23 protein-coding genes are annotated in these 26433 nt (G+C 57.3%); 6 read left to right on the top strand and 17 right to left on the bottom strand.

The window, feature by feature from the left end; genetic code table 11:
• The first annotated feature begins 33 nt into the window (after positions 1-33).
• On the top strand, positions 34-1251 hold the full coding sequence (locus K1Y02_02425) for a two-component system response regulator (protein ID MBX7255191.1): 1218 nt from the start codon (positions 34-36) through the stop codon (positions 1249-1251).
• 223 nt (positions 1252-1474) lie between these two features.
• Here the strand turns inward: K1Y02_02425 and K1Y02_02420 are convergent, their stop codons facing one another.
• The 10 genes from K1Y02_02420 to K1Y02_02375 all read right to left on the bottom strand — a co-directional run bounded on the left by K1Y02_02420 (position 1475) and on the right by K1Y02_02375 (position 11686).
• The gene (locus K1Y02_02420) at positions 1475-4114 is read right to left on the bottom strand and encodes a response regulator (GenBank protein MBX7255190.1); all 2640 of its coding nucleotides are present in this window, start codon (positions 4112-4114) and stop codon (positions 1475-1477) included.
• 183 nt (positions 4115-4297) lie between these two features.
• Positions 4298-4990, bottom strand: coding sequence for a DUF1559 domain-containing protein (locus K1Y02_02415; protein MBX7255189.1), 693 nt, complete (start codon positions 4988-4990; stop codon positions 4298-4300).
• The gene (locus K1Y02_02410; GenBank protein MBX7255188.1) at positions 4984-5406 is read right to left on the bottom strand and encodes a hypothetical protein; all 423 of its coding nucleotides are present in this window, start codon (positions 5404-5406) and stop codon (positions 4984-4986) included. The genes K1Y02_02415 and K1Y02_02410 overlap by 7 nt, the downstream gene beginning before the upstream one ends.
• Before the next feature lie 11 nt (positions 5407-5417).
• The gene (locus K1Y02_02405; GenBank protein ID MBX7255187.1) at positions 5418-5987 is read right to left on the bottom strand and encodes a hypothetical protein; all 570 of its coding nucleotides are present in this window, start codon (positions 5985-5987) and stop codon (positions 5418-5420) included.
• 4 nt (positions 5988-5991) lie between these two features.
• A complete protein-coding gene (locus tag K1Y02_02400; GenBank protein MBX7255186.1) occupies positions 5992-6399 on the bottom strand; it encodes a prepilin-type N-terminal cleavage/methylation domain-containing protein in 408 nt (135 codons plus the stop codon).
• A gap of 4 nt (positions 6400-6403) precedes the next feature.
• On the bottom strand, positions 6404-7687 hold the full coding sequence (locus K1Y02_02395; GenBank protein MBX7255185.1) for a GspE/PulE family protein: 1284 nt from the start codon (positions 7685-7687) through the stop codon (positions 6404-6406).
• An 11-nt stretch (positions 7688-7698) separates the two neighbouring features.
• On the bottom strand, positions 7699-8958 hold the full coding sequence (locus tag K1Y02_02390) for a type II secretion system F family protein (GenBank protein MBX7255184.1): 1260 nt from the start codon (positions 8956-8958) through the stop codon (positions 7699-7701).
• A 1-nt stretch (position 8959) separates the two neighbouring features.
• Positions 8960-10180: a type II secretion system F family protein gene (locus K1Y02_02385; protein MBX7255183.1), complete on the bottom strand. Its 1221-nt coding sequence runs from the start codon at positions 10178-10180 to the stop codon at positions 8960-8962.
• A gap of 346 nt (positions 10181-10526) precedes the next feature.
• Positions 10527-11051: a zf-HC2 domain-containing protein gene (locus tag K1Y02_02380; protein MBX7255182.1), complete on the bottom strand. Its 525-nt coding sequence runs from the start codon at positions 11049-11051 to the stop codon at positions 10527-10529.
• A 65-nt stretch (positions 11052-11116) separates the two neighbouring features.
• Positions 11117-11686 carry an RNA polymerase sigma factor gene (locus tag K1Y02_02375; protein MBX7255181.1) on the bottom strand — a complete coding sequence of 190 codons (570 nt, stop codon included), beginning with the start codon at positions 11684-11686 and terminating at the stop codon, positions 11117-11119.
• 121 nt (positions 11687-11807) lie between these two features.
• Between K1Y02_02375 and K1Y02_02370 the strand changes: the two genes are divergently transcribed.
• Positions 11808-13076: a hemolysin family protein gene (locus K1Y02_02370; GenBank protein ID MBX7255180.1), complete on the top strand. Its 1269-nt coding sequence runs from the start codon at positions 11808-11810 to the stop codon at positions 13074-13076.
• Between the two features lie 46 nt (positions 13077-13122).
• Here K1Y02_02370 and K1Y02_02365 read toward each other — a convergent pair whose 3' ends face one another.
• Positions 13123-13692, bottom strand: coding sequence for an HAD family hydrolase (locus K1Y02_02365; GenBank protein MBX7255179.1), 570 nt, complete (start codon positions 13690-13692; stop codon positions 13123-13125).
• A gap of 435 nt (positions 13693-14127) precedes the next feature.
• On the opposite strand from K1Y02_02365, the gene K1Y02_02360 reads away from it, so the two are divergent.
• Positions 14128-15714, top strand: a complete 1587-nt coding sequence (locus K1Y02_02360) for a TolC family protein (GenBank protein ID MBX7255178.1) — start codon at positions 14128-14130, stop codon at positions 15712-15714.
• 14 nt (positions 15715-15728) lie between these two features.
• Here K1Y02_02360 and trpS read toward each other — a convergent pair whose 3' ends face one another.
• The gene (gene trpS / locus K1Y02_02355; GenBank protein ID MBX7255177.1) at positions 15729-16790 is read right to left on the bottom strand and encodes a tryptophan--tRNA ligase; all 1062 of its coding nucleotides are present in this window, start codon (positions 16788-16790) and stop codon (positions 15729-15731) included.
• Between the two features lie 170 nt (positions 16791-16960).
• On the opposite strand from trpS, the gene K1Y02_02350 reads away from it, so the two are divergent.
• The gene (locus K1Y02_02350) at positions 16961-17167 is read left to right on the top strand and encodes a type II toxin-antitoxin system VapB family antitoxin (protein MBX7255176.1); all 207 of its coding nucleotides are present in this window, start codon (positions 16961-16963) and stop codon (positions 17165-17167) included.
• Entirely contained in the window at positions 17164-17562 is a 399-nt protein-coding gene (locus K1Y02_02345; GenBank protein MBX7255175.1) for a PIN domain nuclease, read from the top strand. The genes K1Y02_02350 and K1Y02_02345 overlap by 4 nt, the downstream gene beginning before the upstream one ends.
• Positions 17563-17572: 10 nt before the next feature.
• Here K1Y02_02345 and K1Y02_02340 read toward each other — a convergent pair whose 3' ends face one another.
• The 3 genes from K1Y02_02340 to K1Y02_02330 form a co-directional block, all read right to left on the bottom strand.
• Complete coding sequence (locus K1Y02_02340) at positions 17573-17869, bottom strand: hypothetical protein (protein MBX7255174.1); 297 nt, start codon at positions 17867-17869, stop codon at positions 17573-17575.
• Between the two features lie 310 nt (positions 17870-18179).
• Positions 18180-19277, bottom strand: a complete 1098-nt coding sequence (locus tag K1Y02_02335) for a hypothetical protein (GenBank protein MBX7255173.1) — start codon at positions 19275-19277, stop codon at positions 18180-18182.
• A gap of 366 nt (positions 19278-19643) precedes the next feature.
• Positions 19644-20183: a CBS domain-containing protein gene (locus K1Y02_02330; protein MBX7255172.1), complete on the bottom strand. Its 540-nt coding sequence runs from the start codon at positions 20181-20183 to the stop codon at positions 19644-19646.
• Positions 20184-20401: 218 nt separating this feature from the next.
• Here K1Y02_02330 and K1Y02_02325 point away from each other — a divergent pair, with 218 nt between their 5' ends.
• Complete coding sequence (locus K1Y02_02325; protein MBX7255171.1) at positions 20402-21664, top strand: AGE family epimerase/isomerase; 1263 nt, start codon at positions 20402-20404, stop codon at positions 21662-21664.
• A 10-nt stretch (positions 21665-21674) separates the two neighbouring features.
• On the opposite strand, the gene K1Y02_02320 is transcribed toward K1Y02_02325, so the two are convergent.
• On the bottom strand, positions 21675-25106 hold the full coding sequence (locus K1Y02_02320) for a PQQ-binding-like beta-propeller repeat protein (protein MBX7255170.1): 3432 nt from the start codon (positions 25104-25106) through the stop codon (positions 21675-21677).
• Between the two features lie 98 nt (positions 25107-25204).
• Positions 25205-26356: a carboxynorspermidine decarboxylase gene (nspC, locus tag K1Y02_02315; protein MBX7255169.1), complete on the bottom strand. Its 1152-nt coding sequence runs from the start codon at positions 26354-26356 to the stop codon at positions 25205-25207.
• Between the last annotated feature and the right edge of the window lie 77 nt (positions 26357-26433).

Genomic DNA, 26433 nt, shown 5'->3' with positions numbered 1-26433 from the left:
AGAGGCAAGAAATGGGATTCGCGATCGATAGGTATGGAAGCCAACCTTAACAGCGTCCATCAGCAGCCCGTTTTGCTTATAGTCGACGATATTCCAGGGAATATCGAACTGATGCGCCGTCTGCTTGCCCCAAAGGGGTACGAGGTGCGCGAGGCCACCGGGGGCAAAGTAGCACTCGAAATGGTGGGAATCGATCCACCCGATGTGATTCTCCTCGACCTCATTATGCCGGACATGAACGGGTTCGAAGTGTGCGAACGGCTCAAGCGGGATCTGGCAACGAGGCATATTCCCGTGATCATTGTTACGGGAATGGCCGAGCACGAAGCCAACATACGCGCCTTGGAAGCAGGAGCAGACGATTTCCTGACGCGGCCCATCGATCCGGTTCTGCTTGAGGCGCGCATCCGCAGTTCCGTGAAATCGAAAGCGCTCCAAGATCAAATCATGCGTTATCAGCGGCGTCTGGAAGACGACAATGTGGCGCTTGAGGAGCGTGTGCGCGAACGCACGACGCAACTTGAACGGACGCAACAGGTGACGGTGTTTTCGCTGGCGCGCCTGGCGGAATCGCGCGATCCGGAAACGGGCGAGCATCTTGATCGAATGCGGCGATACGTACGCGAGATCGCGATAGAATTGGGAAATCGCGCAAAGTACGAGAGCATTGTCGACAGTGGTTTCATTGAGACGCTCTATTATTCGAGTCCGCTTCACGATATCGGGAAAGTGGGGGTGCCAGACGCTATTTTGCTCAAACCTGGCAAGCTAACCCACGACGAGTTCGATATCATGAAGACGCATACGCTGATCGGGGGCGACACGCTCAAGGCGGCCGACACGGAAGCGGGCGGGAATTCGTTCCTGACGATGGGGCGCGATATCGCATATTTTCACCATGAGAAATGGGACGGCGGCGGATATCCGTTTGGACTCAAAGGGGAGGACATCCCACTGCCCGCACGGATTCTGGCACTGGGAGATGCGTATGACGCGCTGACGTCGCGAAGGCCCTACAAAGAACCTTTCACGCACGAGATGTCCAAAGACATCATCGTGAAGGCGTCGGGCACTCATTTCGATCCGGAGATCGTGGACGCATTTCTCGCGCGCGAGAACAAGTTCATCAACATCCATGGCGCGTTCGAGGACAGGGGACACCCCACTCACATCGAGCAGGTCATGAAGACCCTTGAGCGTCTTCATGCCATGGAAGGTCAGCGGGAAGTCTCATCGAACCACGCGAGTTAGTCCGCAATTTGCACCGGCGCGATTGAGCGCCGACGCAAATTGCTCATGTGCAAGACTTTGAAGTTATGCCATGAGGATTTCTCGCGAACGCAATCTGTTCTCGGAGAACCGCTTTGTTTTTCGTCGCAAGTCTCGCAAACGCAATGGTTACGAGAGAGGTTCAAGTGTGTTCGTGAGAAATCCGGGTTAGCCGCGCGGGGTTTGGCGCACCGCAACGCCTTGACTACATCCCAAGCAACCGCGCAATGGTCTCGTGAAGCGCCTGAATCGAATACGGTTTCTGAATGAAGGCGACGTTCTCTTGTTCATGAAACGGTTCCAGCTCTTCAAGTTCCATATATCCGCTTGAGAATGCGACGGGAAGATTGGGATTCAGTTTCGACAACGCTTCATAGGTTTCGCGCCCGCCCATATTGGGCATGGTCATATCGAGTAACACGGCTCGAATCTCACTGGCATGCTCGCGGTATACTTCGAGTGCCTCCACGCCGTCGGACGCCATAAACACCTGGAACCCTCGACGCTCCAACAGCGCCTGCGCCACTCTGCGAACCTCTTCCTCATCGTCTACCACAAGGATTCCGCCCCAAGCCTGCCACTCCGAGGAAGCTGCTTCGCGTTCTTCGGAGTGGGACACTTCCGTCGCACCCGCCGGTGGAAAATAGACTAGAAACGTCGTGCCCTTCCCGGGCGAGCTTTCAAGATGAATAGCTCCGTGGTGCCCTCTGACAATGCCAAGCACGGCGGCAAGTCCAAGACCTCGCCCGGTGAACTTTGTGCTGAAGAACGGATCGAAAACGCGCCGCTTCGTCTCTTCATCCATGCCGCAACCAGTGTCGTTGACTTCCAGGAACACGCATTCGCCGCATTGGAAGCCTTCCGCCATGACCATTTCGCTCAACATTGACTCGTCCACGTACACCATCCCCGTTGAGAGGTGGATCGTGCCCCCGGAATCGCCCACGGCATCCGATGCATTTGTCACGAGGTTCATGACCACCTGGCGCAATTGTCCGGTGTCACCCTTGATGAGGGGCGTGTCGGGGTCCAGATTCAAATCAATTCGAGCCTTCTTGGATACCGAGGTTTCCAGCAGCGATATCATCTCGGAAGCCAATTTGGACATACTCACGAGACCAATACTCAGGGCGCCTTTTCCGGCGTAGGCCAACATCTGATTCGTGAGTTCGGCCGCGTGCTGAGATGCCTTCTCAATGTGCTCGATACACTCGAGTGCCGGCGAATCGCCGGAAACGTGGAGACGCGCAAGACTCGCATTGCCAAGAATGGCCATAAGAAGATTGTTGAAATCGTGCGCGATGCCGCCTGCAAGCACACCGAGACTTTCAAGTTTCTGCGCGTGCCAAATTTGCTCTTCGAGGCTGCGCCGCTCCTCCTCGGCTCGTTTCCGCACGACGGCATTGCCTAATGCCTGACCCATCAGGCTTGCCATGGCCAGCGTGTCCTCGGTCCAAACGCGTTCGTCGTAAACCGTCTCGAACCCCAGTAGGCCAATGAGTTTTCGTCCGACCGTGATGGGTACGTTCAGAAGTGACTTGATGCTTTGCGCTTCGAACAAGGCGCGTTCGGCGGCCGCTTCCGGAGGCAATTCGGAGAGACTGGAAATAATGAGGCAGTTGTGCTGATAGAATTGCCGCTCGGCCCACACGAGGGTCGTGCGCACGTTCTTGCCGTGCAGGATGTCGTACTGCGATTGGACACCGGGCGCGCACCACTCATATCCTCCGACAACAACGTCTTCCTGATCGGAGAACATAGACATGTAACAGCGATCGGCGTTCACGAATTCACCGAGCAATCTCAATGCCTGATCGATTTCGGCGCCGATTTCGCTGGGATCAACGTTGATGAACTGCGCGGAAATCGTATTGATGATGCGTTCGAATCCAATTCGCTTGTGCAGCTCTTCTTCAGCGCGTTTGCGCTCTATCGCGCCCGAGAAAATCTCCGAGGCGAGACGTAGGAGAGCCACTTCGTCCGCCGACCACACACGCTCTTCGTCGAAGAGAACAACCACGACCAGCCCCATATAGGACTGCCCCGCAATGAGTGGCATGGCCATCAGCGAACGAATCCCCAATTCTCTCAGTACATTCTGCTCGCGTTCCGCCGCCGGAGGCAGCCCATCGGAGCCTGCGATAAACACAGCCTCTCCGCGTTCCAGGCGCTCCAGAATCCACGGGTATTCCATTGCCTGACGGCCCTGCAACACCTCCTTAATGGTGGGGAATTCACCCACATTCCATTCCAGCACATCTTGTATCGACTTCCGGTCTGGAGTCAGAAGAATCGCGCTGGCAACATCGACGGTCAGAAAAGCGCCAATATCCGCCAGCGCCCGCGCCATGGATTCCCGAAGCGAATCGGGTCGCACGTTTATGAATTCCGTGGAAATACGCGTCACCAATTCCTGAAGTTCGGTACGTCTGCGCAGTTCCACTTCGACGGATTTCAGGTCAGAGATGTCATGTGCAACAATTTGAACGCATTCAGCACCCGACGCGGGATCGGCAATGCGGCGCGCGTCCAGCCGTACGCATTTCAATTCACCTGACAGGGTGTGGAAGAAGCGCTCGGTCGCAGGAAATGCGCCCTGCTCGCGGACTGTATCCAGAATTGAGTCTTCAGTCAGCAGGGGAATTACTAGCTCAGTGATTCGTGTACCAACGAGCCGTCTCGAAGCATCAGGCCCGTCAAGTCCCAGAATAGGGGCTACGTCTCCACTGGTTTCCAGGATGACCCCATCGAAAGTGCAGAGAATAATCCCTGAATGAGATAGCGTCAGGGCTTCAGTGTACGCCTGCTCCAGATGCGCGGACAGGCGTGGGGATTCATCAGACATGTTGTCGCTACCCACTCCCGGTAGTCAGTTCAGGATTCCGCGGCACAAACTTCTACACGCAGCATCGCACGATGCTAAGGCACGGCGGTTCAGAGCAAAGGCCCGGAGAAGGGCTCCAGGCCACTTGGGAGGATTATCCTTCAGGCTGCACTACAGCTACAAGCGGATCCTTAGCGGATGGGGCTACCTAGACCTTCTCCGCTGCGGGCGCCAATCCGGGGGATCATCGGAAGCTAGACCCTGCTGAAAAGCATCAGGGGAGGGCAAGATCGAAGGGTCCACTCCCTCGGGCCTCCCCGGGAGGTTGGGCTTGTACCAGCCTGCCGAATTCACAAATTCAATTGCTCCATTCATAAACAGAACGTTGCTGCCGCCCGGAACGTGGTTGTAGCCGCTACTGTTTCCCGTGACGCCGATATCCCACATGAGCGGCGTGCGAGGGATGCCTTGTTCCGGTGGTGGCATGCAGAATGGTTTCAAGGTGTACGCACCGAGATAGTCGTAGCTTATCCGGACGCTGTTTTCTCCGTTCAAGGTTGAGTTTGTAAGCCGGGGCGGTTCACCCTCAGAGGAATCAAAATTGCCATTCGCATCGGAGGGGCACACGATAGTGTGAATATCGGTCAGATAATCGGGGCAGAGGTTCAAGAGACAATCGGCGTTGTTGCCACCGCCGGACCACGGGAATTCCCCCTTATTCTCCTGAGCGTAGATGGACAACGCCAGCCCGATCTGGGCGAGATTATTCTGACAACTCGCGCGTCGCGCATTTTCACGTGCGCGCGCCAAAGCAGGCAGGAGGATCGCGGCCATAATCCCTATGATTGCGATCACCACCAATAGTTCAATGAGCGTGAATCCCGCGCGCCTTACCATTTTGTCACCTCGTTCCAGCTCACAACGCGAACTCCGCCCGATGCCTCGCGTGAAACCGATGCCACGATTCGCGTACGAACGTCCGGTGAGTCGGTAAGGGTGGCCGTTGATACGATCTCGAAAGCCCCGTTCACTCCGCGGACGGTTGCAGTGAAATGCCCTTGCCCGAGGGTCCCTACCTGGTCCGCAGCGCCGCCTTCACGCAACGCGGCTATAGCCTGTTCCACTCCCCCCTCGGCAATGTTCACACAAACCTGGTGAGCCTGAGACGCGGTAGCACGAGAGATATTTCGATTGAGCGTGGTAAGGAAAGTCGCCGCGAGCAGCGTGACGACGGCAAGATACCCGAGCACAAAGATGAGGGCTATTCCCTCGTTGCCATGTTCGCGACGGGGAGTATGACGATTCTCTGTCATGAATGGTGTCCTCAAAGCGCAGCCGCCACACCGCGGAAGGCTGCGGCTACAGTAACGTTTCTTCCAACGCGATTGTCCCTGGCGCGGCCTGCGGCTGTTACGCGCAGGATCACCGAGCGCGATAGCTCGGGAGTCGCTTGCGAATACAAGAAACTGACGGCACTGAGGTCAATGGGATACGCAATGGCTCGTTCCAGATCCCAGGCTCCATCTTTGACGCGGATCGTTCGTTTGCACAAACGCTTTGTTCCTTCGGCCATTCCAAATACGGTGTAGCGTTCACCGTCCGCCATACGTAGAACGAGTTGGTTTTCGTTGCTCTCGAATCCGGCCACGTTTGACTGAACTCCGCTGGACTCATGCACCGATTTGCGAAAATCGTCTTCAAGCATTGCCAGGTTCTCGATGCGGTCCACGGCCCCGCCGCCAACCGCCGCCAACCGCGAGCTGTTTTGGAAAACCTGGAGGCAGAGAACCGCAAGGATCGCAAGGATGAAGGAGTAGCCCATCATTTCCAGCAGCGTGGTTCCGGCTGCCTCGAACAGCCCACCCGTCAGACGCTCTCGCAACTTCTCGTTCATGTCGTCAGATTCCCTTGTCGGCGATCAACGTCGTTACGCTCTTCGTGATTTGGCGCCCATTGTCTCCGCTCCACATCAACGACACCGTCACTTTCTTCAGAGCGAAGGCGGCATCTTCTATGCGCACTTCCGGTTTGACCTTTACAAACCGATCGATTTCCGGAGTCAGACTGCGAAAGCCCGAGGCACCGGCTACAAGCTCGGAAAACGGAGCCGCGCGCAGGGTTTCCACCTCGTTCTGAATAGCACGCATGGCGACGTTGGTATCGCTCAATGCGCGTACTTTGTCTAGACCGAAGCAAAACATTTGAATCACGCCGAACACGCCAATCGTGAGCACAAAGATGGCACACATCAACTCAAGCAGCGTAAATCCCGCGTCGCGATGGCGGGGTAATGCATCGCATTTCATCGGTCTACTCCATGGCGGGCGGAATCACCCGCCGCAGTTCTTCCAATGTTGTTTCGCCGGCCCGCACACGTGCCGCCCCGTCTTGTGCAAGCGTAACCATGCCATTGGCAATTGCCGCTTCATGCAGCACCGATGTTCGGCTGCGAGCGAGGACCAGATCGGAAATCTCACCATTCACGTGCAGCAACTCGCCAACCGCCGTACGCCCTCGATAGCCAATACCCTGGCACGCGTCACAGCCACGACCCTGCCGGTACTCGCCTTCCCGCACTAAAAGGCCGTAGGGGGCCAGTTGCGAGCCCTCGGGATTGTCTTGTGCCGCACAATGAGGGCACACAAGACGCACGAGGCGCTGCGCCAGAACGCCGGTAACGGATGAAGCGACCAAGAACGGTTCGATGCCCATGTCGAGCAGGCGCGTGAAGACGCCCGCTGCCGTGCCGCTATGGATTGTGCTGATCACCAAATGCCCGGTAAGGCCCGCTTGAATCGCTGTCCGCGCCGTTTCTGCGTCACGGATTTCACCGATCATAATCACTTCGGGGTCTTGGCGAAGCAGGGAACGGAGCGCCGCCTCGAAGGTGAATCCCGCATGCGGGTTGACTTCCGTTTGCGCCACGCGGCCAAGGCGATATTCTACAGGGTCTTCGATGGTGGCAATGTGGGGCGATGGCTCGCGCAATGCGAGCAGTTCGCGAAGTATGGCGTAGATGGTCGTCGTCTTCCCGCTCGAGCTGGGACCTGTAAGGAGAATCGTCCCTTGCGGAGATGCAAGGAGTCTGCGCAGCGTGCCCAATAACGCGGGACGAAGTCCCAGCGTGTCCAAGGTGAACGGCACGTCGCGGCTATCGAGTAGCCGCACAACCACTTTCTCGCCGTGCACAGTCGGGTACGTCGAGACTCGCATGCCTTTGCGGCAAGGCGTGGATTCCGGTTCAATGCGCCCGTCCTGCGGCATGTCACGCTGGTAGATAACAAGTTGCGCAAGGATCTTTAGTCGAGCCACGATGCGCGAGTGTTGAGCGCGCGGCACTTGAGCCACATCATGCAGAATTCCGTCAATTCGATACCGCAACGCGAGGCATTCCTGCCACGGCTCAAAATGCACATCGCTGGCGCGGTGTGCTACTGCTTGCATCAAGGCGCAATCGACTGCATCCACCGCGGCAGATTCTGATGAGGATGCGAGCACGTTGACCAATCGTTCTTCAATTGACGCAAACGGCCAAACCTCGACAGGACCAACTTTGCCGTGATTGGGTTCGTCTATTACTCGCAGCCTTACCATGGCTTTCTTCCTCAGATCGAATCCAGGACCGCATCAATTATTCCCACCAAGCTCATATGGACAGATAGCGTGACCAGCAATGTGGCGCAACCGGCGACAATGACCACGAGTGGTGCGACGATATCGGCCACGACACGCGCAGAAGTCAAAGCCTGACGTTCGTACATGCTGGATATGCGCTCGAGTGATTCCGGCAATAGTCCGGACGTCTCGCCCAACGCGACCATTGTCCGGAGTGAATCCGGCAGTCCGCGCTCGTCCTTCATTGCATCCGAAAGCGATGTTCCTTTTCTCACGCGGTCAAGCAGGCGTGACATGACACCGCGGAAACGAGGACCGATATCGAGTTCGGTGCATGCGACCAAAGCCTTGTCCATGGGCATGCCGGACGCGAGTAGTTGCCTGAGTACGGCGGCGATATGGCTTAGCGTCAGCTTGGCGTCGATGTGCCGCCAAACGGGAATCCAGCGAAAACAGCGCCGCAACCATTCGCGGCGACCCGATCTTCTTGCGCTCCAGAACGGTTGATAGCGAAGCATCAGAAACGCGACTAGCAGCGAAACGGGCAAGGACAACCTAAACACCAGAATTGGGGATATTACTTGCACATCGTTACCCAAGTTGAACAGACCTTCCAGCCCCTTGCGTCCAGAGTATGCCACGGGACCTACAAGGGCCTGATAGAAAGACCCGAGCGTTCTCACGGGTTCAGGCGCCGTGGCGCCGAAGTCTCTCAGAACTTCAACAAATTGCGGTACGATGAACGCAAATAGAAACGCGAGAATGAAGCACTGGGCGCACAGAAGAAAGGTCAGGTACGTGACCCAACCACGTATAGTCTGCGTGGCCGCGTGGGTTTGATGAACGAGGCTCGTCAGGCTATAGAAACTTTCGGAAAGCGCACCTGTGTCTTCACCCGATTTCACTATATCCACATAGTAGCGCGGGAAAAAGCGGGGCAACGACCCCATCGATTCCGATAGGCCCTGCCCCTTCGTAATGCCGGAACGCACCGCAAGCAGTATGTTCTGTACCTTGGCATTTGGAGCCGAGGCGGCTGCATAGCTGAGCCCATCCACCAGGGGAGCATTGCATCGCGCAATTGCAGAAAGCTGCGAGGTGACGACCAGGAGGTCACGTTGCCATGCAGCTTTGCGGCGGTAGAAATGTCCCTTCCACTTCTTCCCCCTGCGCTCGTAACGCTCGTGGATGGGTCGCTTCCCTCCCCACAGGAGGGATACATCTCTTTGAAGGATTTCCTTCCAGTTCATTTCAGTTACCGCTCACTACGTCGCCCAGCGAAAAAATGGGCAGATAAAGGGCGATTACGATAGATGCCACTACGGCGCCCACGCAGAAGACAATTGCAGGGCCTACCAGCTTAAGGGCCATGGAACTGGCGCTTCCGAGTCGCTCCTCGTACGTCGCCGCTAAGCTTTGGAGCGCGTCGCTTAAGTCGCCGCGATCTTCCGCGACGCCGACAATCCAGCAGAAGAAGGAATCGAATAAGCCCGACTTTCTGAACGATTCGTTCACCGACCATCCCGCGGCAATCGATTCCTGCACCTTGCGCATGGCCTCATACAGGCGCACGCTACCGGAAGCGCCCGCAGCCAGTTCGATACTGTCTGTTACGGAGACTCTGCTTGCCAGCAGCATACCAAGGGTACGGCTGAAACGCGCGGTGATCGCTAAACGGCGAATCGTACGGTAGTATGGAGTGAAGCGGCCAACGTTCTCGACGAATCGTGCAATGCGCTTCCCGCTGCGCGCCATACGCGCGAGAAGTTTCCACGCAAGCAACAGAACCAGCGCGACGAAGAGCCACATTCCGATGCGCTCCCTCGTGCTTAAGCTGAGCTCGATCCAAAACTGCGTGAGCCATGGCAGTTTCGCGCCGAAATCGCCGAATATCTCGGCGAAGAGCGGGATAATACGACCCATCAGAAAAGCTACGACACAGGTGCTTGCCGCCAACAATAGAATCGGATAGGCGAGCAGTTCTTTTGCCCGGTACTGAAACTCCACCATGCGCTTCGAGTAGGCGCTCAACAAGGTCAGAACGCCGAGCAAATTTCCTGTCTGCTCGCCCGCGCGGATTGCGGCCAGATAGAGCGGAGGAAAGCTCTTGGGATGCATGGCAAGCGCGGTTTCCAGCGTGTCTCCGCTTTCAAGACGCGCACGCACGTCGTCGAGGACCGATCGGAACTCCTTGTCTTGGACGTCTTGCGCGAGGGCCTTCAATGCCGGGGCAAGCGGCAGATTACTGCGCACGATGGCGAGCAATTGCTCGTTGAGAAGATCGATGTCGCTCCATGAAAGGGAGGCCGTTTTCCGGGGCAACGCCTTGGACGGTTCCACCTCCTCCACGGAGTTCACTTGGAGACCGCGCTCTCGGAGGATGGTCGTCACCCGGTATGCGGACGACTCCTCCATTTTGCCCTCAAGAGGCGCTCCTCCGTCATCAACGGCTCGGTACTTGTACAATGGCATGATGATGAAGTCCTTCGGTTCAGAAGACGCGCTAGGGCCGCGACGTTGCCACTCTCAATTGCGGCCCCGGCCGCACGTACGGCGGCCCAGGTCCACCTCATGATTGTAGGCGATTCACGGCTCCCGGTCAGCCCAGCGCGACGACTCGTAGTCGGCGCGCTACCGGTGCAGTCTCCTGATAGATATGGGCAAAGAGAGAAAAAGCGATCATATGCGATTTGAAGGAAGTTTCACGGCTAAGCTGACGAGAAGGTGAGAGGATCAGAGGAGAAATGAGGGAGCTTCCCAGCCGCGGGCAAAACAGATCACTACGCTCTACCGGCTAGAATTTGACTGAGAGAACACGCTAGACAATGCGATCGTCGTGGACAGTATCCTCACCGGGACCCGGTTCCCCAATAGCCTGACGATACGCTTTGTTGACGTCGGCTTTTCGGTGAACAAACGACATGGCGATGACGGGGGCTTCATCGGGGATTACATCCACCGCGGCGGTAGACTCGCGGACGCCCTCCGTGAACCGCTTGGCATGACGGACGAGCGGCATACTGGAGGCCACGCCTATCAACAAGGCCGCGGCGACCGCAAGGCGCGACAGAACCAGACGGGGCCGCTTGACGCGGACGCGTTTGGCAAGATGCACTTTGGACTCTCGTCGATGGATCATGTCCATCAGGCTTTCGAATCGGTCGGTAGGATTGGGGTGGCGCAGAGTGTCCCGGCACGCATCAACGGCCAAGCGCATGGCTGCCATTTCGCATCGACAAGCAACGCAACGTCTCAGGTGGACTTCGATGGCAACTCTCTCGCGAAAACTGACATCGTCATCCAGGTAGTCTAAGAATCTCTCGCGAAGTTCTGCGCACCACATACCATGATTGCTCCATGATGTAAACCATTATGAGAATAAATACACTCGAACAAATCTAATATACCCTACGACGCAACAGCGCGTTTTAATAATGTGCGTAACTTCTTCAGCGCGAGCAGCTTCCGGGAACGAACCGTATTCACGGGGCAGTTCATGGCGCTGGCGATGTCCTCAAGGGACATTCGCTGGAGGATTCGCATCACGAAGACCGTCCGTTGATCGTCCGGAAGCTGCTCAAGCGCTTGCCAGAGGAACTCGTCCATTTCGGAGCGCGCGGCGCACTCGTCGGGGCGCTGGGATGGATCGCTTGGAAGACCCTCTCCTGAGCCGTCAAACGGCTCCAAGGTTCCCAGCTTCCACAGCTTGGCCAGTTCGCGCCGCCGTTCCAACCAAATGAACCGGGCAAACGCAAACACGTACGAGGCAAACGAGCCGGTGGCCGCGTAGCGCCTTCGATAGTGCCAGATTCGGGCAAAGGTCTCGTGCGATAGATCTTCGGACGCATGGCAATCCCTTGTCAATGCATAGAAGAAATTCACCAGACGCCGGTTATAGCGACGGTATATTTCTGCGAAGGCAGACTCATCCCCTTCGCTCACCAGCATCATGAGCTCGGTATCGCTACGCAAGTCCACGGGTCTACCCCTTGCCCCTGTGTCTCTCATTCAGTATATGCCATAACCGACTGAAATCGATCACAGATTTTTTTGGCCGATCCACGTATGATGGTCAGGCAGGCAACGGAAAGGACGACCAATGACTGTATTGATATTCAGTGTTGCGATAGCCATGGCCGTCTCTGCCATGTGCTCCTTGCTTGAGGCGGTGTTGTTGAGTCTGACGCCCTCGCAGATTGCCGACGTGGGCCGAACCGCGCCGGCCACCGCCAAGGTATGGCAGGACCACAAGACCCATATCCAACGGCCGATAGCCGTCATCCTGATAGTCAACACGCTTTCCCACACGGTCGGAGCCACGGTTGCAGGAGCCCAATTCGAGTCACTCTTCGGGAGGGAGTGGATCGTTGCGTTCTCTCTGCTTTTCTCGTTCCTGATTCTCCAGTTCACGGAGATACTCCCGAAGACGCTCGGCGTCCGGTACAACAGGGACCTTGCCTTTTACGTTGGCGTGCCACTGTTGTGGGCGGTCCGCATCATGCGGCCGGTCGTAACGCTGGTCCACTGGCTCAACAAGCCCTTTGAAGGGAGAGCAAAGGCCTCCGATCCAAAGGGTACGCTTGATGAGCTGTCTGCGTTGGCGAGCATGGCCCGGGTTTCGAACCTGATAGGAGCACACGAGGAACGAATTATCACGCGCGCAACGGCCATGTCGGATACCCCCGTGAGCGAGATAATGATCCCACACGATCAGATCACCTTTGTGTCGACGTCGCAGTCGCTGACCGAGGCCATCCTTACGGCCCACTTCGACCCGCATACGCGTTTCCCCATCTGCGAAGGTGGCGATCACAACAAGGTTTTGGGGTACATCAATTTCAAGGAGTTGATCTATCGTGCTCGCACCAATCCCAGCGATCCGAGCCTGCGAGGCATCATCCGCCCGGTCCATTTTACGTCGTCGGAAACGACTGCCGCGGATCTCCTCCGGACCTTTGTGGAGGAGCACGTCCACATGGCGGTGGTTCGCGGGGAAGAAAATGTGTGTCTCGGCTTAGTGACGATGGAAGACCTTGTTGAGGAACTGGTCGGCGAGCTTGAAGACGAGTTCGACCGGTTGCCGCGCATGTGTCACGCGTTGACCGGCGGCACGTGGATGGTGGGCGGCGGTTTTCCCGCGGACAGGCTCTCGGAGCAACTCGGCGTCGAGCTTTCGGATCCCAAGGGAAGCACTTCGGCTTGGCTTATAGCGCGCATGGGAGGCGTGCCCAAAGCCAATGACGTTTATCGGGAAGCCGGCCTTGAGTTCCTAATCCGCCGCACGCGACGTGGCAAAGTCTTCGAGGTCGCGGTATCGGCGCCGAGACCCGTTGGGGAATACGCACCCATCATCCGGAAGGACGCATAGTCCGCAATTTGCATCGGCGCGATTGAGCGCCGCTCGACACCATGCGTCAATCGGATTGAAGCATCTGGTTCACCGCGTCGGCCAAGTCTTTCGCAACCAGATCCGCCTGAACCGGAGGGGTCTCGCCGGCCAGATACCGGTGAGCGTCCTGGCCGCTCAGCACGAGAATGGAAGGGCATCCGGCATTCTTGGCGGTCACAAGATCCGTGTATGAATCGCCGACAAAGTACGTTTCGTGCAAGTTGAATCCATACCGGCGTTGGGCCTCCTCCAGCAATCCCGGTCTGGGTTTCCGACACTCGCAATTATCGGATGCAAGGTGCGTGCAGTAGAGAAACTCGAGTATCTCACCGCCCGAAGACTCGCGGATGCGATCGCGCAACGTCTCGCTGAGAAGGTCCAAATCGTGCCGGGACATAATGCCCTTGCCGACGCCCTGTTGATTTGAGGCAACTAGAATGCCGTATCCCGCGCGGTTCAGGCTGGCCACGGCCTCGGCCGCCCCCGGCAACACGTGCAGCATGTCAACGGACGTAACGTATCCTCCCGCCACGTTTTCGTTCAGGACTCCGTCGCGGTCCAAGAGGACGTACTTTCTGTAAGGGGCAGCGGGCACGTGCGTATTCCTTTCGCAATTTCTTGTCGCGCCTGGAAACGGTACCACATCCCGGGAGCAATGGGAATGCGACCCGTCAGAGTCTGGGTACCAAAGCCGCCATACTCTGACGAGCGGCGCCCCGGCGTCGGCCGTGGTCAGCCCGCTCTGTAAAGTGTTTGGAGGATTGGAAATGAGTGGCATGAGGGTTGCATCGCATCACATCAGCGTTCCGCTGTGGAGGGTGCTGCAATGGGTCCATTGAATCGACTCCAGGAAAGACTGTGGCGACTGGGCGCACCCGGAGGCATTGCTTTGATGTTGATTGTAGCCTTTGCGTGCGGATACTTATTCTGTATGGCAACTACACGTCCGCTTGCAGCTCCGCTGTATACTGTAAGCCCCGCAAGCTGCTGCGGAATTGCTCCGTGATTCGGTAGGAAAGGAAGCCCTGCAATGGTTGTGCTCCTTCTGCTGGCAAGTTTGTCTGTCGATTCCCAGGTTGCCCCGCCCGTCTTCTATGCGCCCAATGAGGAACTGCGCGGTTATCTCTTGGAGGCGGGCGAGAAACATCCAGGACTGCGGCAAATGCACGCGGAGTGGCTGGCCGCGCTTGAGCGGGTTCCGCAGGCAACCAGTCTCGACGATCCCATGCTCGAGTTCGGGTATTGGCTGCAATCCGACGATTCCCGATACCGGGTCATGCTCTCGCAGATGTTCCCGTGGTTTGGCACGCTCAAGACCCGTGCCGCGCAAGCAACGGCAGAGGCGGAAGCGGCGCTAACCAGGCTGTATGCGGAACGCAATCGCATCTTCGCTGCGGTCAAGAAGGCCTATTTCGACTACGCTTATCTGGGCGAGAGCATCAAGACCACCGAGACGCAAGCCGACATCCTTACGTACATGGAGGGAGTTGAGCAGTCGCGCTACGGGTTAGGCCTGTCCAGCGAAGCCGATTTGCTGCGAGTCCAAACGGAACAGACCAAGTTGCAGGACCGGTATGATGGCTATCTGCAATACCGCTCCGCGTTGTCCGCGCAACTCGGTGCGGCAATCGGGCGAGAGGGAGGCGACGTTCTTCCGTGGCCGCAGCCGATGGAGCTTCCTCCCCCGCCGCCGCCTGCGCCCGTTGTGTTGGCGCGGTTAAGGGTATCGAACCCGGAACTCGGTGAGGCCGATCACATCATAGAAAGCCGTGAACACGGCATCGCGCTGGCTAAGAAGGCAGGGTTCCCCAATTTTACGTTGGGGCTAGAGTACGTGGACATGAAAGACATGACCCAGCCCAATCCCTATGGGCCGCTGGTTGACGTGGCGGGCGTAGCCGATGGAATCTCGCTGCGGCCACAACCGCTCGACCTGCCCGCGCTTCCCGGGGCAAACGCCTCTTTCCTGGAACGCATTCAAGGGGCATCGAACTTTGCGCGAAGCCTTCGCGATCAAACGACTCCCGATGTCGTCGGGAATTTGATGGGCCTCAACACGCTGGCCAAGGCCGAAAACGAATGGGACAACGAGACCGTGAAGGACGAGGTCATGGTCACTGTGGGGATGAATTTGCCCATTTGGCGCAAGCGGGTGCGAGCGGGCATTCGCGAAGCGCAATACATGAAAGAGGCCGCGGAACACGACAAACACCGCCGCGCGTTATCACTGGATGCTTCCGCGCGCTCCGCCATGTTCGGTATGGAAGACGGCATGCGGCGGGTGAGGGTGCTCAACGACTCGCTTATTCCCCAGGCTAAGCGAACGTACGAAACGCTGCAAAGCACCTATGCCACCGGCGAGATGTCCGCAAGTTTTCTGGATGTTTTGTCGAGCGTGCAGACTCTGCTGGACTTCGAACTGGAAATGGTGGGCGCAAAGCGGGACTTGCTCTCCGCGGCCGCGGAACTGGAGTTGATTCTGGGCGGTCCCTGGGCCGACAAGGGAGTCCCAGCACCGGACCCGGTGACCTTGCCAACCCTTGGCGAGGACTCCAAAAACAAATCGGACACGTCCGGCGAGACCGGCGTGTCCGACACTTCTAGTCCTGAATCGTAGACCCGGAATTGACTCTACGCGCGATACAGGCTATGGCCAATCCCCATGGCCTTCCTGCACGCTTCGACGGTTTCTAAAGCGACCGGCGTCACCTTTTTGGCATTCTCGCGCAGGAAGTCCTTCACGAACTCGTCGTTGTTGGCGGGGTCGTTGTACTTCTCAATGATGGGCGCGTTGAACGCGGAGACGTGCTCCGCGAGCGTCGTCTTCAGGGTGCCGTAGAATTTCTCGCCGCGCCGGTACTTTCCGACAAAGTCGAGATACACCTCCTTCGGGGCAAGCAGGTGCAGCAAGCGATACAACGCGCCAAGGCTTGGCGGCAACTGCGGAATGACCATCTCCGGCTCGTCGCTCTCCGTGGTCAGCGGGCCCGGGTCGGTGGTCGTCTGTACGCCCTTCAGCTTCTTGAGAACGGTCTTCGGATCGTCCAACAGATCGAGCGTATTGTGTTCGCTCTTCCCCATCTTCGAGCCGCCGTCCAAGCCGGGCAGGCGCAGGGCATTGCGTTCCGTCGCCTTGGGGATGGTCAGCGTCTCGCCAAAACGATGGTTGAACTTCTCGGCGATGTCGATGGCCATTTCCACGTGCTGGCGCTGGTCGTCACCGACGGGCACCTTCGTGGAACGCACAATGAGAATGTCCGCGGCCATAAGTACGGGGTAGCCGAGCAGTCCGTAGCTCAGCGGATTGCCCTCGATTTCCTCGCCATTGCTCGCGAGTTTGCCGAGCTTGTCCTTGTAGGTTGTGCCGCGTTCAAGATGGCCGATGTTGGTTACCATGCCCAGCAACAGGCTCAACTCCGCGGTACACGGCAAATCGCTCTGACGATAGATCACCGATTTCACCGGATCGAGCCCGCACGCCACGTAGGTCCGCAGCATGTCCAGGGTCTGCTGGTAGTAATCCGTGTGCTCGGTGATCGTCGTGAGCGCGTGGTAGTCCGCGATGAAGTAGTAGCACCGATGGCCTTCTTCCTGAAGTTTCAGAAAGTGATGCACCGCGCCGAAATAGTTGCCGTAGTGCAGCCGTCCGGTCGGCCGGATGCCAGATAGAATGATTTCCTGTTGCTTGGACATAACTCACCTGTTTCTGAGACGTTGCTTGAACGCGGAAGGCGATCAGAAGGGTCGAAGTATACGCGGAGGGCGTAGCGCAGGTCCAATCGATTGGCTTTTTGGTCGGTGAACGCTTTTGCCATACACATAATTTTGTGAAATAATGTGTATAGAAGGAGTTGACGATTAATATGGGCAGAACGAATATCGTACTCGACGACAAGCTGGTGACCGAATGCCAGAAGGCAACGGGGATCAAGACACGGCGCGCATTGATTGACCATGCGCTTCAAGAGCTGCTTCGGCGCGAAAGGCAGAAGAAGATTCTGAATCTAAAGGGCCGCATATCGTGGGAGGGGGACCTTAGCGAGTTGCGTAAAGGCCGCTTCGAAAAATGATCCTTGTTGACACAAGCGTTTGGCTGGACTTTCTTGCGGGCCGAGAAAATATCTACGTATCTACCCTGGAGAAACTCGTTGCTGACGATGACATCTGTCTTTGCGGTGTAATCCTCACAGAAATCCTCCAGGGAATCCGGAGTGAAAAGGAATACGCGACGACAAAGAAGTATTTTCAGCAACTCACCATTCTCCCTCACACCATCGAAACGTTCGTAGCGGCTGCAGACATTTACCGAAACCTGCGCAAGAAAGGGCTTACGGTGCGAAAGCCCATTGACTGCATGATCGCCGCCGTCGCGATCGAACACGCAACTCCCCTCCTGCAGAACGACCGCGACTTCATAGGAATCTCCAAGCACTGCGGATTGGAGCTTGTGCCACTCCGGGCGTAAAACGGGCTCTCTATTCCTTCCCAATCGGCACCCCCAACTCCGAAAACATCGCCGCGGCATTGAGGAAATGCGCAGTAATCCAGAAGACAGTCCAGGTTTCGACATAGCCGCCTCGCAACCCCTCGACGCTCTTCACCTGTGAACCCTGCGTGTAGTTGGTGTGCTGAGGTTGTTCGCCCTGGCTGCCTTGCGCGTCGATAAGCTGTCCGCAGGAACGGTACATGAGCAACGCAAGTTGGGTGAGTTCGTCGCGTTGGGTGAGTTGCCCGAGGCGGTATACAGCGCAGCCGCAACCAAATTGACTCAACCACAGATGAACACCGATTAACGCCGATAAGAGAAGTGAGCATACGGGGTAGTGGTCAGGGAGTACTGAAAACGGGGTCTGGAATTTGACCACGAATCGGACGAATCACACGAAGAGAATGCTCAATCAAGAGCAAATGACTTCAATCCACGGGGAACACTGGGAGCACGGGGAACAGCGGACAAGTCCGAGTCTTGAAGAGACGGAATTGAACCGAAATGGTGGCCAACTTCTGCGAAGAAAGCAAAGAAAATGACCGGTTGTAGTACGGAAGCGCCGTTGGGATTGAGGGCAATCCGGCGGTTCGAACCTAAACGCCGCGAGCACGATTCAGATCGTTCACCATCTCGCTCACGAGCCGCACGCGCTCGATGTCGCCGACGGGGGATATTTCGTCCGAGATGCCGAGAACAAGATTCGGCGCAAAGTACTCGACACACTTGCGTGTGTTTGTGATGAGACTCTCAATCGGCTCGCCGGGCAGGAAGTCCGTGCACGGAATGCCGTCGACCATGATGCGGTCACCGAGGGCGTCACGCACCTCTTCCAGCGTCACATCGCCTTGCGGGACGGGCGTGATGGCTTCAAACCCATCGAATCCGCAGTCGCGCGCATACGGCAACAGTTGCTTGCAGTCGCCATCCCAATGCGGATACGTCTTCTTGTTCGCCGCGTGCAGCCGTTCGTTACGGCGCTGGTATTCTGGCAACACCCACCGTTCGAAAACCGGCGGCGCGCACAATGCCTGATGGACGTTGTCTCCGAAATTGACGATCTCGATAGGACTCGCGCACACGACGTCCAGAACGGCGTCATCGGTTTCGTTGATGACTCGAATGAGGCGCTCCATCTCGTCGGGATATTCGTAGAGCGCGGTCACGCCGTTTTCGAATCCCATATAGTCGATGACCAACCGCATGATGTTGATACGCGGAATGTAGATGCACGGCGCGGCGCGGTCACCGATTAGGACACAGGCACTCTCGTAGTGCTGCCGATCGAACGTTACGCTGCGGTTTTGGAGCCGCCATTCCATAACCCGCATGTCGTCCGGCGTCACAACGGGAAATTTCTTCGTATGAAAGGCGTCGCTCGTGCGCTCCATCACGGTCACAAGATCGCCCACGGGGGTCCGCACGCGTTCGGTGGTTGTTGTGCCTTCTTCGCACATCTCAACGCATACCGATTCCGCGTCTGCGATTCGGATGCTGTCGTTGAACGCCCAATAGGGTCGCACGGAACACTGGAGATCGTCGAAGACGTTGAGCATGGACATTTCACGGTAGCGTTCCGGCAGTGTGCCCAGCCGCTTGTTGGTCTCGTACCAGTGCTCGATGCGAGGCTGCCACAAGATCCGGTCGACCGGCTCTCGCCGGAAGATACTCAGGTGAAGTTCTCGGTTTGTCACATTTTCCACCCCACAACGAACCAAGGCACAGGTTAGTATCTTTCTTGGCCTGCCTCAAGCGCGAGCGAGGGGAGCAATTTTCGATGTGTCAACAGATCACTACTTCCATATTGCCCGTTAAATTTCGTTGCCAAAAATGCGATCCGGTGGTACAGTGAAGGTGTCGGCAGGAGTAGCGTGGATAGAGTTTGCGCACGTCCTGTTGCGGACGAGTGTGCAGCCCCTGTGCAGTGACCAGCGTGTAGAGAGAGTGCTCTCCACGTGCTCCTGCCGGTAAGATATGCGGTACACCCTGGATTGATCGAAAAGGCCCCCACAAACTACTTGCGGGGGCCTTGCCATTTAAGCTGGTCGGTGAGGGAATTGTTATTCGCGCAGCCGGTCTCGCATCAACGCAGCCACGGCTTCGGGTGGTGTCGATCCCATTAGCCGTTGAAGGTCGGTTATCGAGGACGGCCGTTGCTTCGTGCGCAAGTCATCCTCTTCCCTGGCCTTGCTGTCGCGGATCTGTTTCTGCATTTGCATAATGGCGCGAAGCATGTTCTGGCGGCTGATACGGCCGACGGGCTTTCCATCCTCAAGTACCGGCAATACCGCAAAGTTGGTGGCAAGAAACTCGCGCGCGACGGTGAAGATGTCCATATCGGGCGTGAGCGTGTGTTTCACTTCCGACATGTAATCGGACACGGCACCTGTCGCAAGTTCGCCGTAGGTTGCGTTCGTCAGTACGCGCAGGCAGTCTTTCTCGGTGAGAACGCCTACCAATGTTCCGTCACCGTCTACGACTGGCGCCCCAGACGCCCCTTTGTTCGCCAACAGATCGATGGCGTCGTAAACGTCCATCTCCGGCCTCAGGGTCACATACCAGCCTGCCATGCATTCACGCGCAATCGGTACTCGTTTCATGCTCATCCCTCCAGGGTGGTGGAGTCACTGCAGCTTGCCCGTTCACCTTGCGGTTTTAGTATACCAGAGCATTCGCGTTTTGGGGGGACAAAAACTGACCGGGCGAGTCCACGTAACTCGTTTCGTTTCCAGGCCCCGGTTGCCTTTTGACCGCGCCGCGAATACACTTACGGCAATCGCTTCAACCGTAAACTCTTTGAACCCACAGGTGCCTAGCCATGTCTGTAGCCGAACGTTGCGAACCCTTCTTGCACGAAGTCCAGAACCACCTCCGCGATGAACTCTTACCATTTTGGCTTACCCACGGCGTGGACAAGGAGTACGGCGGTTACCTGACCTATTTGGACCGTAACGGCGTGCCGACGGGCGAAACCGTTAAAACGCACCTCTGCCAGACGCGCTGCATCTATACCTATTCGTCGGTGCACCGCTCAGGCTTTGGCCAGGGCGAGTTTCTGGATATCGCTCGCCAAGGCGTGGATTTTATCATCGACCACTTCTGGGACGAGGCGCGCGGCGGGTGGTTTTGGACTGCCGCCCAGGACGGGACGCCTATCAACCGCAGCAAACTGACCTACGGTCATTCGTTTGCCATCTACGCCCTAAGCGAATACGGCATGGCTTCCGGCGATCCTCGGGGCATCGAGTGGGCCGTGAAGACCTACGAGATACTGCAAACGCTCGCGTCGGACAATTGCCACGGAGGCTTCTACGAGTTTCTGGAAGAGGATTGGTCGAAGAAGCGGCCGGGGAAATACGGCGGCGACCGCAAGTCGTTCGACGTGCACATGCACCTCATGGAAGCTTTCACGAATCTCTATGAAGCGACAGGCGCGCGCATCTACCGCGAAAAGACCATCGAGATTATCAACCTGATCTTTAAGCGCATCCTGCATCCGGAATACGGATTGGGCATGGCCCAGTTCGCCATCGACTGGACGCCGCTGCGGCAGATCCTGTTTGCGGACGTGTGGGGGTCCGACCGCGACGTCGAGGACGAGGCGCGGCCGTTGGACAACACAAGCTACGGTCACAACATCGAGTTCGCGTGGTTGCTTCTGCATTCGATCAAGATACTCGACCTGGACATCGAGCAGTTCAAAGCGCCGTTGAAGAAGATCTTCGATCATGCGCACAAGTACGGTGTGGATTGGGAGCGCGGCGGTATCTATTGCGAAGGCCCATTCGAAGGAAAGGCCCGCGAACGCAACAAGGAATTCTGGCAGCAGTCCGAGGCACTGACCGGATTCCTGGACGCCTATTTGCTCACGAAAGACGAGAAATACATTGACGCTTACGAGAAGATCCACCGCTTCGTCATGGACAAGGTCATCAACCACCCTGTGGGCGAGTGGTTCCCGTTATTCGACGAAAACAACAACCTCTTGTGGGACTACATGGCCCACGCGTGGAAGATCAACTACCACACCGTGCGCTCAATGATCCTGACCGAGGCGCGGTTGATGAAGATCGTGGGATAGGCAACAAAGGTTACGGCGCCGAAACGTCTTTCGCCTCTATTCCGACAACCGATTCAGCGCAGTCGAGCAGTTCGTCGCGGAAGGCCCTAATTGTGCCATCGTTGTTCGAATAGTCGAGCGCGTCGCGTCCAAGTCCGACCCGCACTTCTTCGTACGCAGGGTCAATCATGGCCGGAAGCGACACGTTCAGCAGGTGTTCGATCTTTGCGCGAATAGGTTCGGGCACACGGTCTGGAGCGGCGTCGTCAATCCGGCTCCGCAACGCGAAGAGCAAGCGATAATCCTCGATCCCTTCGCGCACGGCCTCCCAGCGGCGGCTTGTGATCGGCTTCACCTTACCCGAATACACGAGCGGGTATTCCATTTGCGCACGGCCCCACAGGTCTTCGCCGATGTTGTAACTCCAGTATCCGATGCCCGTGGCGCCGTGGCGGAAGGCAAACAGCGCCGCAGTACGGAATTGGCCCACGATGTTCACGTTCTTAATGTTTGGCCCGGAAGGACGGCTGTACGCATATGCACAGTCGTAGGACCACAAGTGCTTGGCGTCTTTGCGCACGATACGCATCGCAGGCGAGTCTTCCGCAAGCATACTGATGCCGGGACACCAGATGTCGGTGTACGGGGCCATCGCCTCGAATAACGGCACTTCGCCGCCTCCGTCCATGTACACCATGATTTCGGGACGAAGCGTCTTCACGGCCTTTGCGAAGGCTACGTATCTATTGGTTGTATCCCACCCGTATATGGCAGGTTCGTCGACGGGGTACATGGCAAACGAGTCCATGCCGAGTCCTTTTTCCGCCAGATGCGGGACAAGACCGTCCAGGTAAGAGCCGAGTTGCGCCAAGTATTCAGGAGTCCCGGCTTCACCTTTCAACGACGGCATTCCACTAAGCAGCACGACGACGTCGTGCCCGGTTAGCGGCTCGAGGAATGTGTCCAACGCCGAGAAGTCGATACCTGTTAGTTTCCCTTGCGCATCGAGCTGCGGTGTCGCGTGCGGCCCAACAAAGACATTATTACCGTGCTCCAACATATCTTCTACGCAGCCGGGATTCAGTTGCGCCCATGCACAAAGGCGAACGGAGCCCGGAGGCGCGAGTTCAAACGGCAGAACTGTGAGCGCAATCTCCACCTTGGTTTCAGGGGGCGGCATCGCCTGCGGGCTGCGGGGCACGTCGACTCCCGCGCCATTCAAGGCCAGCACTCGCATCGTAATGGGGTACGCGCCGGGCTGCATATCCCGCGTATCGATATCGAGCCACACCTCGGAGGTCTCCATCGACGGCACAGTGACTATCGAAGGCTCGATGAGCTCAGGCAACGCGTCCCATGACGTCTCCCCAATGGACGTAACCGTCGGAACGGATTGGAGAACAGTCACTGCGGGGCCACCTTTCGGTACTTCCAGCGCGATACGTGCCTGAATGTCACGCCCAAGCGGGTTGAAAAGGCCCACCGAGACGGGTTCGTGTTCGCCCAATGTCGTTCTGCGTGCAATCTGGAGTGTTGCCACGGCCTTTTCGGGAAGTCGCTTGTTTAAAACGCGGTTCTCCCAAAGCGCATTCTCAAATGGCAGCAGACTCGTGGTAGCTCCGAGCGCGGCCGCGCCGTTCGCCAAATCACACAGCCTTAGCGCCCACTTCGGACGTGCAGCCAATCTCGCATAGTCGGGAATCGACGCCGACACTTCGTCGCGCAGACTCGCGCGCTCACGCCGCAGACTCTCGGCGATTAATGGGTTGGTCGAATCCAGTTTGGCGACAGTCTCATCGAGCGCCTTGGACGCTTCATCGGCCAATCGGCGTTCGTTCGCAAAGGGCTTCAGCGTCAAGTCGCTCGCTCCTTTTGCCAACGTCGAACCGTCTTCGTTCATCAATGTCCAGCTAAACCGGTAAAGACCTTCCACCGAGACTTCAACGGGAAGTCGCAGTTCCCCGTGCTTGCCAAACACTCGGGTAATAGCCCCTTGCACAAAACCATCGGGTCCGGAGCATGTCGCTACGGCGACTACCGGCGTAACACCGGGGTTGGTAATGGTCAATCGCACAGACTCTCCTGCTACAACGCCGTCTGCGGAAAGATCAGGCGGAGCAACAAGATCATTTGCCGATTGCACACTTGAAGACGGGGCGGCAGCCTCGCGGACTGCGACGGAGCCCGTCTTTTTTACATTTCCTATCCATGCCCCGCTCTTGTATTCGTCGCCCCGATACGCCCTCCACGTTGCCCGCGAATCGGAATTTGCACCGGTTCCGAAGCAATAGACTAACCCTGCCTCGCCGCCGGTAATGACCATCTCCAAACGGGGTGTTGTCGGCGAAACATCGCCGAACGCAGGGGTAACGTTGATCGTACGGTGCGGGAACTGCCTATCGAATAAAAGGGCGGCGCTGCCATCGAACACCATCAGATGCCCCGATTGCGTCGCCAGCACATACTCCAACAGTCCGTCGCCGGTCATGTCGATCAGTGCACCCGCCGCGAGACTCCGTCCTTGTGTATCCATTGACCAAAGTGCTTTGCCCATTTCATCGAATCGATGCAGCACGCCGGTCTGCGTCACAACGAAGACATCAACAATCCCATCTGCGTCCATGTCGCCTACAGAGATGCCGGAAGCAACCGCGCCCTTTGTGGGCTGCTTCCAGACAAGCTTTCCCAAAGCATCGAAGCAGAAGCATTCGCCTTCGTTCGAAGCCGCAAGCACTCGCCCTGCTCCGTCTGAAGACCGAAACATTACCGGCGCGCATGACCCCCAGGTTTGGGACGTGCCGCCGATGGAATTGGTCCATTTCGCCTTACCTGTGGCATCGAGAACCGTCAATTCACCAGCGCCGGTAACTATGGCTATTTCCGCTTTCCCGTCACCGTCTATGTCCGCTACCGCTGGACTTACCGGCATGCCCTTCACGACGACCTGCCATCGAACATTGCCGTTGAGTGCGTCGAAGACCCACACGGCGCCAGTCTCATCGGTCTGGACAATTTCGAGAGCGCCGTCCGATTCCAGATCGCACACGACTGACGCCGACCACGACGAAGGTCCCTTCAAGTCCTTCTGCCAGACAACCTGTCCCGTCCCGTCGAGACACGTCATTTGCCCGCTGGTGTCCGCGCTGAAGATCAGCGCGGGTTGCCCCGGGCGCGGCACGACCGATGGATAGGTCATGTTTCGTCCGCGCGTCTTGTAACGCCACATCTCTTTGCCCATGCCGTCCAACGCTATGATCTCGTCGCGTCCCACGATCACGATCTCGGCAGTGCCATCGCCCGTGACGTCCGCTACGCTTGCACCGCTTTCCGTGTAGGTTTGCAGGTCGGTCTGCCAGAGCACGGGCAGCGAAAGCTCTGCCTTCACTGCAAGCGCTGGCAGGAGCAAGAAGAGACTCATGACAATGAACTGAGAGCGACAACGGCGCAGTATTAGGTTATCCATGCCCCTGGAATTCCCGTGTGGTAAGCGTTTTCCTGAACGTACAATGACTTGGAGCCTATTCTACACACATCGGACCTGGCGCGCCCGAAGTACGTCTGCTACGAAAGTCGGCCCTTGTAGTCTTCGTATCCGAAGCGTCGCACGATGCGCGTCTCGCGCGTATCCGGGTTGTAGATGCCAATGCTGGGCAGCGGCACGCCATTGAACGTGGTGTTCTTGACCATGCTGTAGTGGGCCATGTCGAGGAACACAAGCCGGTCGCCTGCTTTCAACGGCGTTTCAAACGAATAGTCTCCGATAACGTCGCCCGCCAGACACGTGAGTCCTCCAAGCCGGTACGTGTGCGCTTTCTCTCCGGGCATACCTGCGCCCACGATCTGCGGCCGATACGGCATCTCCAGCACATCGGGCATGTGCGCGGTCGCGGAAGTATCGAGAATGGCGATATCGACGCCGTTATGAAACACGTCGAGCACCGACGCGACCAGCACACCCGTATTGAGCGCAATGGCCTCGCCGGGTTCAAGATAGACCTTCACGTCGTAGCGGTCGCGGAACGATGACACAAGACGTATAAGCCGTTCCTTGTCGTAGTCAGGGCGCGTGATGTGATGGCCCCCGCCGAAGTTCACCCACTCCATCGCCGCGATATACTTTCCGAACCTCTTCTCAACCGCGCCCAAGGTCCGTTCGAGCGCGTCGCTGTTGAGTTCGCACAGCGTGTGAAAGTGCAATCCGGTGATTCCGTCTAGCGATTCGCCGCGAAACTGCGCTTCGGTCATTCCGAGGCGAGAACACGGAGCGCATGGGTCGTACAACGCTACTTCCACTTCAGAATGCTCGGGATTGATCCGGATACCGCATTTCACACGGCGGTGATGCGCGGCCACGCGCGGTTTGTGCCGATTCCACTGCGAAAACGAATTAAACGTGACGTGGTCGGCGATATCGAGCAGCGGGTTCATCTCATCGTCGCCATACGCCGGCGCATAGACATGAACCTCGCCGCCAAACTCCTCGCGTCCGAGCCGAGCCTCGTTTACCGAACTTGCTGTGGTTCCGCGCAGATACTCGCGCACTAGCGGGAACGTGCTCCACATGGCAAAGCCTTTGAGGGCGAGGATTATCGTGCAGCCCGCGCGTTCCTGCACCTCTGCCAGCGTTTCTAGATTACGCCGCAACGCGCCTTCATCGACGATATAGGAAGGCGTGGGAACACTCTTGGATAACTCAAGATTCGGGTACGTCATTTATCCTCACCACCGATTCACACCGATTGACACCGGTGAATTAGCGACTTATTCGTTCGACTACATTCAGATCAAGG

Source organism: Candidatus Hydrogenedentota bacterium (genome assembly GCA_019695095.1).
Lineage (GTDB): Bacteria > Hydrogenedentota > Hydrogenedentia > Hydrogenedentales > SLHB01 > JAIBAQ01.
This window is presented reverse-complemented; position numbering and strand designations above follow the sequence as displayed.

Excerpts from the sequence above, each read along its gene's own strand:
- K1Y02_02415 (MBX7255189.1), bottom strand. The coding sequence starts at position 4,990 with ATGGTAAGGCGCGCGGGATTCACGCTCATTGAACTATTGGTGGTGATC.
- K1Y02_02350 (MBX7255176.1), top strand. The coding sequence starts at position 16,961 with ATGGGCAGAACGAATATCGTACTCGACGACAAGCTGGTGACCGAATGC.
- K1Y02_02320 (MBX7255170.1), bottom strand. The coding sequence starts at position 25,106 with ATGGATAACCTAATACTGCGCCGTTGTCGCTCTCAGTTCATTGTCATG.
- trpS (MBX7255177.1), bottom strand. The coding sequence starts at position 16,790 with ATGTCCAAGCAACAGGAAATCATTCTATCTGGCATCCGGCCGACCGGA.
- K1Y02_02410 (MBX7255188.1), bottom strand. The coding sequence starts at position 5,406 with ATGACAGAGAATCGTCATACTCCCCGTCGCGAACATGGCAACGAGGGA.
- nspC (MBX7255169.1), bottom strand. The coding sequence starts at position 26,356 with ATGACGTACCCGAATCTTGAGTTATCCAAGAGTGTTCCCACGCCTTCC.
- K1Y02_02425 (MBX7255191.1), top strand. The coding sequence starts at position 34 with ATGGAAGCCAACCTTAACAGCGTCCATCAGCAGCCCGTTTTGCTTATA.
- K1Y02_02395 (MBX7255185.1), bottom strand. The coding sequence starts at position 7,687 with ATGGTAAGGCTGCGAGTAATAGACGAACCCAATCACGGCAAAGTTGGT.
- K1Y02_02360 (MBX7255178.1), top strand. The coding sequence starts at position 14,128 with ATGGTTGTGCTCCTTCTGCTGGCAAGTTTGTCTGTCGATTCCCAGGTT.
- K1Y02_02405 (MBX7255187.1), bottom strand. The coding sequence starts at position 5,987 with ATGAACGAGAAGTTGCGAGAGCGTCTGACGGGTGGGCTGTTCGAGGCA.
- K1Y02_02325 (MBX7255171.1), top strand. The coding sequence starts at position 20,402 with ATGTCTGTAGCCGAACGTTGCGAACCCTTCTTGCACGAAGTCCAGAAC.
- K1Y02_02385 (MBX7255183.1), bottom strand. The coding sequence starts at position 10,180 with ATGCCATTGTACAAGTACCGAGCCGTTGATGACGGAGGAGCGCCTCTT.
- K1Y02_02400 (MBX7255186.1), bottom strand. The coding sequence starts at position 6,399 with ATGAAATGCGATGCATTACCCCGCCATCGCGACGCGGGATTTACGCTG.
- K1Y02_02370 (MBX7255180.1), top strand. The coding sequence starts at position 11,808 with ATGACTGTATTGATATTCAGTGTTGCGATAGCCATGGCCGTCTCTGCC.
- K1Y02_02390 (MBX7255184.1), bottom strand. The coding sequence starts at position 8,958 with ATGAACTGGAAGGAAATCCTTCAAAGAGATGTATCCCTCCTGTGGGGA.
- K1Y02_02420 (MBX7255190.1), bottom strand. The coding sequence starts at position 4,114 with ATGTCTGATGAATCCCCACGCCTGTCCGCGCATCTGGAGCAGGCGTAC.
- K1Y02_02380 (MBX7255182.1), bottom strand. The coding sequence starts at position 11,051 with ATGTGGTGCGCAGAACTTCGCGAGAGATTCTTAGACTACCTGGATGAC.
- K1Y02_02345 (MBX7255175.1), top strand. The coding sequence starts at position 17,164 with ATGATCCTTGTTGACACAAGCGTTTGGCTGGACTTTCTTGCGGGCCGA.
- K1Y02_02330 (MBX7255172.1), bottom strand. The coding sequence starts at position 20,183 with ATGAAACGAGTACCGATTGCGCGTGAATGCATGGCAGGCTGGTATGTG.